This is a genomic window from Sphingopyxis sp., assembly GCF_036402335.1.
GTDB lineage: Bacteria > Pseudomonadota > Alphaproteobacteria > Sphingomonadales > Sphingomonadaceae > Sphingopyxis.
Genome location: NZ_DASWTD010000480.1, coordinates 1 through 8,800 on the forward strand (window position 1 = coordinate 1; position 8,800 = coordinate 8,800).

Annotated in this window: 14 protein-coding genes; 7 read left to right on the top strand and 7 right to left on the bottom strand. The window is 62.5% G+C overall.

Going from position 1 to position 8,800, the window contains the following annotated elements; all coding sequences use genetic code 11:
- From VGD20_RS21825 to traA, 3 genes are all read right to left on the bottom strand, one after another.
- Positions 1 to 178, bottom strand: a 178-nt coding sequence (locus VGD20_RS21825; RefSeq protein ID WP_414714585.1) for a DUF6118 family protein, incomplete at its 3' end; no start/stop codon positions are given.
- Positions 112 to 657, bottom strand: coding sequence for a hypothetical protein (locus VGD20_RS15635; RefSeq protein ID WP_331135334.1), 546 nt, complete (start codon positions 655 to 657; stop codon positions 112 to 114). The genes VGD20_RS15635 and VGD20_RS21825, both read right to left, overlap by 67 nt.
- Before the next feature lie 12 nt (positions 658 to 669).
- The gene (gene traA / locus VGD20_RS15640; protein ID WP_331135335.1) at positions 670 to 3,672 is read right to left on the bottom strand and encodes a Ti-type conjugative transfer relaxase TraA; all 3,003 of its coding nucleotides are present in this window, start codon (positions 3,670 to 3,672) and stop codon (positions 670 to 672) included.
- Positions 3,673 to 3,861: 189 nt separating this feature from the next.
- Between traA and VGD20_RS15645 the strand changes: the two genes are divergently transcribed.
- The 3 genes from VGD20_RS15645 to VGD20_RS15655 are packed head-to-tail and all read left to right on the top strand — an operon-like array spanning position 3,862 to position 4,611.
- Positions 3,862 to 4,167, top strand: coding sequence for a conjugal transfer protein TraD (locus VGD20_RS15645; RefSeq protein ID WP_331135336.1), 306 nt, complete (start codon positions 3,862 to 3,864; stop codon positions 4,165 to 4,167).
- A complete protein-coding gene (locus tag VGD20_RS15650) occupies positions 4,145 to 4,447 on the top strand; it encodes a conjugal transfer protein TraD (RefSeq protein ID WP_349256380.1) in 303 nt (100 codons plus the stop codon). The genes VGD20_RS15645 and VGD20_RS15650 overlap by 23 nt, the downstream gene beginning before the upstream one ends.
- Entirely contained in the window at positions 4,444 to 4,611 is a 168-nt protein-coding gene (locus tag VGD20_RS15655) for a DUF6771 family protein (RefSeq protein ID WP_331135337.1), read from the top strand. The genes VGD20_RS15650 and VGD20_RS15655 overlap by 4 nt, the downstream gene beginning before the upstream one ends.
- Positions 4,612 to 4,614: 3 nt before the next feature.
- Here the strand turns inward: VGD20_RS15655 and VGD20_RS15660 are convergent, their stop codons facing one another.
- The 4 genes from VGD20_RS15660 to VGD20_RS15675 all read right to left on the bottom strand — a co-directional run bounded on the left by VGD20_RS15660 (position 4,615) and on the right by VGD20_RS15675 (position 6,697).
- The gene (locus VGD20_RS15660; protein ID WP_331135338.1) at positions 4,615 to 5,055 is read right to left on the bottom strand and encodes a MucR family transcriptional regulator; all 441 of its coding nucleotides are present in this window, start codon (positions 5,053 to 5,055) and stop codon (positions 4,615 to 4,617) included.
- Positions 5,056 to 5,130: 75 nt separating this feature from the next.
- Entirely contained in the window at positions 5,131 to 5,703 is a 573-nt protein-coding gene (locus VGD20_RS15665; RefSeq protein WP_331135339.1) for an RNA polymerase sigma factor, read from the bottom strand.
- A complete protein-coding gene (locus VGD20_RS15670) occupies positions 5,697 to 6,209 on the bottom strand; it encodes a sigma-70 family RNA polymerase sigma factor (RefSeq protein WP_331135340.1) in 513 nt (170 codons plus the stop codon). Before VGD20_RS15670 ends, VGD20_RS15665 begins: the two co-directional genes overlap by 7 nt.
- On the bottom strand, positions 6,206 to 6,697 hold the full coding sequence (locus tag VGD20_RS15675; RefSeq protein ID WP_331135341.1) for a hypothetical protein: 492 nt from the start codon (positions 6,695 to 6,697) through the stop codon (positions 6,206 to 6,208). Before VGD20_RS15675 ends, VGD20_RS15670 begins: the two co-directional genes overlap by 4 nt.
- Positions 6,698 to 6,941: 244 nt before the next feature.
- Here VGD20_RS15675 and VGD20_RS15680 point away from each other — a divergent pair, with 244 nt between their 5' ends.
- The 4 genes from VGD20_RS15680 (at position 6,942) to VGD20_RS15695 (ending at position 8,796) form a co-directional block, all read left to right on the top strand.
- A complete protein-coding gene (locus VGD20_RS15680; RefSeq protein WP_331135342.1) occupies positions 6,942 to 7,358 on the top strand; it encodes an excalibur calcium-binding domain-containing protein in 417 nt (138 codons plus the stop codon).
- Positions 7,359 to 7,480: 122 nt separating this feature from the next.
- A complete protein-coding gene (locus VGD20_RS15685; RefSeq protein WP_331135343.1) occupies positions 7,481 to 7,702 on the top strand; it encodes a hypothetical protein in 222 nt (73 codons plus the stop codon).
- 154 nt (positions 7,703 to 7,856) lie between these two features.
- Positions 7,857 to 8,330: a hypothetical protein gene (locus tag VGD20_RS15690; RefSeq protein WP_331135344.1), complete on the top strand. Its 474-nt coding sequence runs from the start codon at positions 7,857 to 7,859 to the stop codon at positions 8,328 to 8,330.
- Between the two features lie 151 nt (positions 8,331 to 8,481).
- Positions 8,482 to 8,796: a hypothetical protein gene (locus VGD20_RS15695; RefSeq protein WP_331135345.1), complete on the top strand. Its 315-nt coding sequence runs from the start codon at positions 8,482 to 8,484 to the stop codon at positions 8,794 to 8,796.
- The last annotated feature ends 4 nt before the right edge of the window (positions 8,797 to 8,800 follow it).

Genomic DNA, 8,800 nt, shown 5'->3' on the forward strand with positions numbered 1-8,800 from the left:
TGCCGGTTTTCGTGGCAGCCCGCTCACATGCGGCGACAGTGTCGCGATTGTCGCGCCACATCTCGACAGCAACGATCATCGAATGCCACGATCCAGGATCACCGGCGCGCATCATGCGGCTACCCGCTTCCCAAAGGTTCGGTTCGCCCATGATATGCGCCGCCATGCTCTCGGGCATATGCCAGCTCGCTGGTAGGACGCGCAGGATGACGCCGAGCAGAAACGACCACAGCAGCAGCCTGCAAGCAGGCCGCCGCCTGCCGCCCAGAGGAGCCGGCGGCGCTGCTCGAGGATCGTCGCGGCGACGCCGGTCAGACGCTCGATGCGATGCACGGCCTCATCGAGCTGCTTGCGTGCCTTGTCGACGAGGGCGCTGTCCGCCGCGCGCGCCGTCGTTCCGGCGGCCGTGATCTCGGCCTCCATTGTGCGTGGCGCAAGTTGCATGGCGGGCGATCGGGCAAAGCCGTTGATCGCAGTCCGCATCTTTTCGAGCAGCGTGACGATCTCGCCAAGGGTCTCGCTGTAGTCGGGTGCGGCATCGCGCTTCGCAATGAGGCCGGTAACGGCGGCTTCGAGTAAATCGATCTTCTGCCCAAGCTCGGCGAACGCACGCGCAGCGGGATCGGTTTCGGAAGATGCTGGTGTCTGACTGTCCATGATCATTTGTCCTTATCTACTCATGCCAAGGCTACGGCCCATCTCGACGCCGACGCTGCTGGCCAGATCGTGCGAGAGCTGGCGTCCAGTATCGATGCCGATCCCGAGTTCCTGTTTGCGTCCGCGCAGGACGGATTCCATCTGCGCATCGCGTTCGAGGCTCTTCGCCATGCCCGCCATCTGTTCGGACAGTTTGCGGGCGCCGCGGACATCGCCATCGCGCCGCAGTTCCTCGCGATGCTGGCCAAGTTGCCGCCAGCCCTCGACGAAGCGGTCGGCGCGCTTGTCGGGATCTGAGCGAATTTCAGCTTCGAGCCGCATCGCCTGGATGGCGCGCTGCGATCGTCCGCCCGCCGCTTCGGTGGCCAGGGCCGGATTACGGCGATAGGCGCTCTCCATGTCCTTCGCGGCATGGCTGTCGACCTTGCCCATCGCTTCTCGCGCCTTGTCGAGTTCGGCGCGCTGGTGCGGCAGGACCGGCAAGCCCTTGTCCTGCATCTTCCAGATGTCGGCGACCGCGCGGGCATGACGCTCGACCGCGAGCCGCCTGATAGACTCGCGCTCGGTCTGCGCTGTCGCTGCCCGTTCTGTGGTTGGAGCGGGCGGTCTGAAGTCGGCAAAGATGCTGCGCTGATGGTCATGCTTCGTCGAAGGCTCGCGCGATCCTTCCGGCCCAGGCGATGCGCCGCGATCGCCGCCGGCGATGGAGAGGCGCAGGCCGTCGAACATGCCACGCGCTTTCTCGGGCACCTGGCGAACGATCTCGGTGATACGTTCGCGGATTCCGATGTCCCGGCGTTCCGCGAACGCGCGAACCGGATCACGCTTCGCATAGCCGCTCGCCATATCCTTGGCGCGCTCGCGGGACAGGGTGCGGACGAGGCGGGCGTCGTCCTTGAAGTCGTCGCGGCCATAATGGAGCGCCAAGCCGTCGTGGTGGCGCGTCATACCGACATAGGCGCTATGACGGTCCATGCCTGGTGTCGCCAGCACATGCCCCCGGTCCACGCTCACGCCCTGCGCCTTGTGGAAGGTCGCGGCATAGCCATGATCGATATGGGCATAGTGTTTCGTGTCGAACGTCACGGAGCGCCCGTCGTCGGTGCGGACGGTCATGCCTTGCTGATTGACCTGCCCGACTGTTCCCAGCGTGCCGTTCTTCACCTCAAGCCCGCGCTCGTTCCTCAGGAACATGATGCGGTCGCCGCTGGCAAAGGCACGCTCGCCGCGCTCGGTTTTTATGCGAACATCGTCGCCAAGCTCGCCCGCCGCGCGCATCCGGTCGCGCGCTGCTTCATTCAGTTCGTGCACCTCGTCGTTGGTGTGGGTGAGAATGATCCGGCTCTGATCGGGTGCCGCAATGCGCTCGCGGTCCCAACGCTCGATCAGTTCGCCGCGCGCCGCCCCGCGCGTCTCAGCGGCATGGACCAGGCCATGCTCGCGATAGGCCCGGACCGCCTCGCCGGTCCTGCCGGTCGCCAGATGCCGCGTGGCCTCCCGCTGCCAGCTCTCATGCTGGCGTCGAACCTCTGTAATCTCAACGCCACCGTGGCGCTCATGAATCGCGCGGAACGCCGCGCCTGCCTCGATCGCCTGCAACTGCTGCGGGTCGCCGACCAGCACGACCTTGGTGCCGGCATCGGCGGCGTGGGACAGCACGCGCTCCATCTGGCGGGTGCCGACCATGCCCGCCTCGTCGATGACGAGCACGTCGCGTGGGCCAAGCATGTCGCGGCCCTGCGACCAGCCATGTTCCAAACTGGCGATCGTGTGCGACGCGATGCCGGAGCCATTCTCCAAACCCTCCGCCGCGATGCCCGACAACGCCGCCCCGCGCACCTCATACCCCACGCGCTCCCATGCCTCCCGCGCCACGCCCAGCATCGCGCTCTTGCCGGTCCCGGCATAGCCAACGACGAGGCTCAAATCCCGCTCGCCCGTCACATGGTCGAATGCCGCGCGCTGCTCACCGGTAAGCGCAAGCCCGCGCTCCGCTGCACGGGCCAGCGCCGCTTCCCGGTCTCCCTCGCTGACGCGATGCCGCTCGCGCTCCGCCATCAGTTCCGAAGCGCGCTGCAATCGCTGTTCGGTCTCGATCATGTCGCGCGATGTGAACCGGTCCTCGCCGCGTCCATCCTTGCCAAGCTCGATCATGTCGGGCGACGCGCGAACGGCGCTCATCGCCCGGCCAAACTGCTCCTTTCCGTCGGTATGCCGATGCATGAACATCGCGAGGTCACGATTCGTGAAAGTGGCCTGCTGGTGGGTGATCGCGTCGAGCGCCACGCGCGGCTCCGTGATGATGCGTTCGCCGTTCCGCTGCGCAACGGCGCGGTGATCTTCGATGCGCTCGGATTCCAGGCCGCGCTCGCCCATGCGCGAAGCTGCGGGGCCGATCTTGTCTTGCGGTTCAAGGTCGATGCCTTGCGCTTCGAGGCTACGGTGGTCGATGCGCGCGTCTATGTCGAGTTCGGCAAGGCGCGTATTGACATGATCGGCCCACCGCTCGCGCCATTGCTCGACCCGTTCGGTGCGGTTCCAGTCGCGTTCCTTCGCGCCGAACCCATCCGCGCCGACCTCGCGCATGGTCAGCATGACATGCGCGTGCGGCTTCGCCAGCCCATCCGCACCGATATCCCAATGCACATTGAGGTCGGCGATCATGCCGCGTTCGACAAATTCGGCGCGCACGAAATCCTGTGCCAATTCGATGCCCTGTTGCTGGTTCATTTCGCGCGGGATGGCGAACTCGACCTCGCGCGCAAGCTGCGCGTCTTTGCGCTTCTCGAACGCCTCGACGTCATTCCAGAGGCGCTCGCGGTCGCGCCACTGTTCGGGCGCGCCTTCGGGCAGGAGGATTTCCGAATGGACGACGCCTGATTTGTTCGTGAAGTCGTGGTGACGATCGAGCCGCTCGTCGTGCAGGCGTTCGCCCGCGCGATAGGCGGCGGCGGCAACGGCGCTGCGACCAGCGGCGCGACTGATGACTTTGACCGAGAAATGATAAATTGCCAAAACGGCAATCCATCTACACTTCAAGCAGCACGTCGGCACGACGTATAAGCGCGCCCTCACACGGAAAAATCCGCGGAGGGACTAGGCAGTGCCAAGCTGTCCCGACGACCTTGCTGCGCATCGACAGGCGCATCCCTATGATGGGGGCATCCCTATGATGGGGGCATCACACCATCATGGAGATGCGACATGCGCAAACCCCGCGATATCGATTCGGAACTGAAGGCGCTCGAAGCCAAAGCGAAGGCCCTCAAGGAACGCCGCGTTCGCCAGCTTGGCGAACTCGTCATTGCCACCGGCGCCGATGCGCTCGATGCCGAAATGCTGACCGGCGCCTTGCTCGGGGCGGTCGCGACGAAAGACGCAAACGCGAAGGAGGGCTGGCGCAAGGCTGGCGCGAGCTTCTTTCAGCGCAGCGCACGGAAAGCTGCGACGGGACCTAATCGCGACGCAGCGAATAACACGTCGCCTGATGGCAATGCGGCATCGGCTTGAGTTGGCTCCGGCGCGAACGGGCATGCGCGAGTGGCAGGTCAAACGCCGCGAACGCACGCGCCAACTGATCGAACTCGGCGGGCTCGTCGTGAAGGCGGAGCTTGTCGATCTGGCCGACGACGATCGCGCCATGCTCTACGGCGCGTTCCTATGGATGGCCGATAAACTGCGGAGCGAGGATGGCCCGCATGCATTGGCTCTTTGGAAGCGCAAAGGGCAACGGGCGTTTGCCGCTGACGCGTTGCCCGATACCGAAGCGCCTGTCATACGCGCGCGATGACACAAGAACTGACCGACGCCATTCTTCGCGTGGTGGAGCGCGCGCCGCAATGGGTACGCCGCGACCTTGATGCGAAAGATCCTGTTGCCCGCGTCCGCGCCGAGGAAACGCTCGCGGCGATGATTGCCGATACGCTCAATCAACAGGCTGACGGCGAGGCCTGAGAGTTACTTCGCGGCCGCGCGGCGCGTGACGGTCTTCTTGCGCCCACCGCCGCGCCCCTTGGTGCCGAGGCCGATTTCCACCGCGAGCGCGCGGCGCTTCTCCGCGTAGTTCGGAGAGACCATCGGATAATCCTTCGGCAGGTTCCATTTGGCGCGATAGTCTTCGGGCGTCATGCCGTAATGCGTCATCAGGTGACGGCGCAGCATCTTGAGCTTCTTCCCGTCTTCGAGGCAGACGATGTAATCGGGCTTCACCGACGCGCGGATCGATACCGCGGGCTGCTGAGGTTCGGGCACCGGCTCGGCCTTCGTGCTAAGCCCGGAAAGCGCCTCATGCACCGATCGGATCACGAGCGGAATATCCGATATAGCGACGCTGTTGTTGCTCACATGCGCAGCGACGATGTCAGCCGTCAGCGTCACGAGCGTTTCCTGATCTTCCATTTTCATCTCCGTCGATGCTGTTTCAGCGCACAAGGCAATTATCGGTCCGCGACATGCACCGATGTCGCGAGCGCATCAAGCAAATCGCGCGGCAACTTTACGGCATCGCTTCAACGCGCGCCCGATATGCTTTTCGACCGCCTTGGTGCTGAGCCCCAGCTGCTCTGCGATTTGTGCGTATGTTAGACCGCGCAGCCGGTGCATCAGGAAGATGCGCCGGGTCCGGGGCGGCATGGCGAGCAGCGCTTTGCGAAACGCCCGCCGCAGTTCCATCACTTCGGCCTGACGCTCCTGGTCTGGCAGCACCGCGGCGTCGCGCGCTTCATCGAGGGGACAGAGCATGCATTGTTTGCGGTGCCACGTTCGCGCCCGTTCGATGAGCAGATTATGGGCTGTCCGCATCAGATAGGCTTGGGGATGCTCGACCCTCTCATAGGCCCCGCTGCGGAACATCCGCGTGAATGCTTCCTGCACAAGATCGGGCGCGGCCTCGCGGCCGACTTTCCTCCTGAAAAAACGGAACAACCGTTCTTGCTCGGCGCGATAGAAGGCCGCGAAGGCGGCAGTTGAACCGGGCGAGACCGGACCGCTCTCAAATTCGCCGGTGCCGGTGTCGGGCGCGTGCCCGTCGCATGTCCCGGTCACCATTGTGCTGCAACTGCAGCACGGCACAGCGCGAGCGCACGCACCAAATGATAATCGACGGTCGCGACCGTAATGCCGAGCGCTGCTGCGATATCCTTGTAGCTCATGCGCCTCACGCGGCGCATCAGGAACACGCGCCGGGTTTTGGGTGGCATGGCGCGCACCGTTCGCCGGTAGAGGTGGGACAGGTCGGCCGCTTCGATGCGCCATGCCTGATCGGCGCACGACACTGCATCGCGCTCCTCGTCGAGCGAGTAGAACGCCGTGGGCCTCGATCTCTTGCGCCGCGCGATGTCGATCAGCAGATTGCGCGCGATCCGGGTCAGATAGGCCTGAGGGCAGTCGGCACGCTCAAGTGCTCCGCTTCGCAACAGCCGCGCGAAAACCTCCTGCGCGAGATCGGGAGCGGCATCGCGTCCGGCCTTGCGTCGGAAATATCTCAGAACCCGCGGATGCTCGGCCCGATAGAAGGCGTCGAAGGAGGCGGGGGTCGGAACCGGCGCGGTCATGACCGTGCCTCCCGACGTTCGCACTCATGAAGCGGAGCGTCGCGCGAAGCGCGATAAAGGGTGATGCCCGCCTCGATCCGGTCGAGGATGAAGCTGTCGCACTCGGCCTTGGCGATACGGATGTCGGATTTGGAATAGAGTTCGAGATCGACGGCGCAGCGGTCGCCAAGCTCGCGGCGGATTACGTCGCGGGCGCGCTGCCAGCAGCGTTCGTCGGTGAACAGTGGATGGTTGACGACGATCCAGAATTCGTAATCGGAAAAGTCGATCGTTCGCCGGTCTTCGTACCAACATCGCCGCGCATAGGGGCCGATCAGGATGATCCGTTTGATCTGTCCCGGCTCGGGTGCTTGCACTTGGGTTCGATCGAAGAAGCATCGCAGGATGCGCGTGATCGTCTCGATCTCGCGTTGCTTGCGCCGGATGAGATGGCCGACGCGCGCCATTACGACTTCGCGCGCGTAAACGTCGTTCGTGGGGGTAGCCATTTGCAGCTCGCACAGCGGCGGTCCGCGCGGTCACGCGCGAATATGCAAGCGGTGTTCGCTATGCGCCGCTAGCGCGGTCTACAGCAACTGCCCGACCTCAGGGCCGGACCTGAATGATGCTGGCAGGATGATCCTCGGGATGGCCGCCAGTCACTCCATCCCATAGGTCGGATCATGCCAGAATCCGAGAGTCTCGACAAGTCGAGTAGCGGCTAGTCCGTCAGCTGCTGCGCCCAGGATTGTTGTGGAAGCCCGCGTCACCGATCATTTACCAACGCAGAGCTATATCGGCGGTATGAAGCAGCGTCGGTACAATCGATATCATGGGCCGCGTCGCTATGCCGCGGCAAGATCCCGGCGCAGCCGACGTCCATCGTCGGTCGGTGGCTATGTCGTTGCCGCCCTCCTCATCGGCGTCACCGCTGGGACAGCATGGTCGGTTACCACCCCCGAAGGGCAACAAGCGTTCATGGCCAACGCTAGGGATGTTGCCGTCTCAACGGGCGTCATGCGCGAGCGCGCGCCAGAGACGGGCGATTATTGGCGCGGCTGCGATGATGCGCGCGCGGCAGGGACGGCGCCGATCTATCGCGGGGAGCCGGGCTATCGTGACGGCATGGACGGTGACAATGATGGAATCGCCTGCGAGCCCTATCGTTGAGCTATGACTGAAATCGACCGATTGCGGACACGTTCTAATTGCCATATGTCTTCGAGAACGACGATGGGGTGATCTCAAGAGTGACTTGGCTAAAACGATACCACGATCGACTCATAACTGAGATGGAGCGCGACCCGCCGTGGAGTGGCTACGGTAAACTGGAATGTCTATGGCCGATTTTTTTGGGCGGAGGCATCATGTTTGCGTTCGAATATGCAACCGGGCTCACTGTCCATGACACGATTTGGGTTGTGCCATTTTTGCTGCCCGGTGTGGTCTGGTATCTCTACCTCACGAAACGCTTCGTGCTCACGCTCGCCCGGCAGTTGCGATCGCGAGCCTAAGTTGCCTCGTCAGCTTTCCACTTCATATTGGTCATGGGTGGCTGACCTGGGTGCAAGGACCGGAAACGACCGTTGTCAGACGCTAAACGGGGCCTGTTCTCTTGGTGAAGGCGGACGTATAGTCCGGTTATGACGAGGCTTTGAAAGATATTGCGTGCCTTACGAATATCTCGATCACACCGCCCCTGTGGGTGGACGCATCCATTTCCGGCATAGGGGTGATGACGATGATCCTCAAACGTATGTCACGCCAGCCGCATTGGCAAAAAGGGGCTTAGCTTTTGCGTATTTGGATGCAGCCAAGGTCAATGAAACTGAGGCCCTGAACTCATTAGGCCAGCAACTCGTGACCGATCATCCACCCTACACCCCTAATCCTCCCGTAGGCATGAAAGGGTGGTATCGTTTCATGGATGACTTAGAAACCCTTGCCGAGCGTGAAGCAGGAATGGTCATTATTGTCGATAACGCTGCTGACCTGTTTGCTACAGCCGGATCATGGGTGTTCGAGCTAATTACCATTTGGGTACTACAACTGCCCGGATGGCAGCGGCGTAAATTGCCTTGCCATTTGGCGTTCCAAATGGAGGCCGACCCTCACGTCAAAGCGATCTACGGCGTTCAGTAAGAGCGCACTCGTCCGAAAGCCGACATTCCCCTTCCCACCCCCTTTCGGGCGTTTGCTGCCGATCTGGACCGAATGGCAGCCACCGACCGGAAGCCGCCATTTGGGATTTCAAGGCTTGCCGAAAAGCAGCCATTTATTCGATAGGATAGCCATGAATTGGATTTCAACCTCTTTCGCCGCGGTAATCGCAATCCTGCCGCTTGCTGCCAACGTAAGTACGCCGCTACCTTGGGTTGTCGATTTCTCGCAATGCACCGGAGCCGAAGCAACTAAGCAATTGTCTCGCACGAACAAGCCTTTGTCCAATTCGGCGGCTGGAGTAATGGCTGACGAAATATTCGAGGCTTGCTCTTGGACGATGCCCCCAGAAATGACACCTCATCAACGGAAAAGTTGGTTCAAATCCATGCGAAAGGATGAAGTGAAGCGCCTTCGCTATCACTCCCGCCAAAAGGAAAACGGCTAGTTTT

Excerpts from the sequence above, each read along its gene's own strand:
- VGD20_RS15675 (WP_331135341.1), bottom strand. The coding sequence starts at position 6,697 with ATGGCTACCCCCACGAACGACGTTTACGCGCGCGAAGTCGTAATGGCG.
- VGD20_RS15660 (WP_331135338.1), bottom strand. The coding sequence starts at position 5,055 with ATGGAAGATCAGGAAACGCTCGTGACGCTGACGGCTGACATCGTCGCT.
- VGD20_RS15665 (WP_331135339.1), bottom strand. The coding sequence starts at position 5,703 with ATGGTGACCGGGACATGCGACGGGCACGCGCCCGACACCGGCACCGGC.
- VGD20_RS15635 (WP_331135334.1), bottom strand. The coding sequence starts at position 657 with ATGGACAGTCAGACACCAGCATCTTCCGAAACCGATCCCGCTGCGCGT.
- VGD20_RS15645 (WP_331135336.1), top strand. The coding sequence starts at position 3,862 with ATGCGCAAACCCCGCGATATCGATTCGGAACTGAAGGCGCTCGAAGCC.
- VGD20_RS15655 (WP_331135337.1), top strand. The coding sequence starts at position 4,444 with ATGACACAAGAACTGACCGACGCCATTCTTCGCGTGGTGGAGCGCGCG.
- VGD20_RS15685 (WP_331135343.1), top strand. The coding sequence starts at position 7,481 with ATGGAGCGCGACCCGCCGTGGAGTGGCTACGGTAAACTGGAATGTCTA.
- VGD20_RS15650 (WP_349256380.1), top strand. The coding sequence starts at position 4,145 with ATGGCAATGCGGCATCGGCTTGAGTTGGCTCCGGCGCGAACGGGCATG.
- VGD20_RS15695 (WP_331135345.1), top strand. The coding sequence starts at position 8,482 with ATGAATTGGATTTCAACCTCTTTCGCCGCGGTAATCGCAATCCTGCCG.
- VGD20_RS15670 (WP_331135340.1), bottom strand. The coding sequence starts at position 6,209 with ATGACCGCGCCGGTTCCGACCCCCGCCTCCTTCGACGCCTTCTATCGG.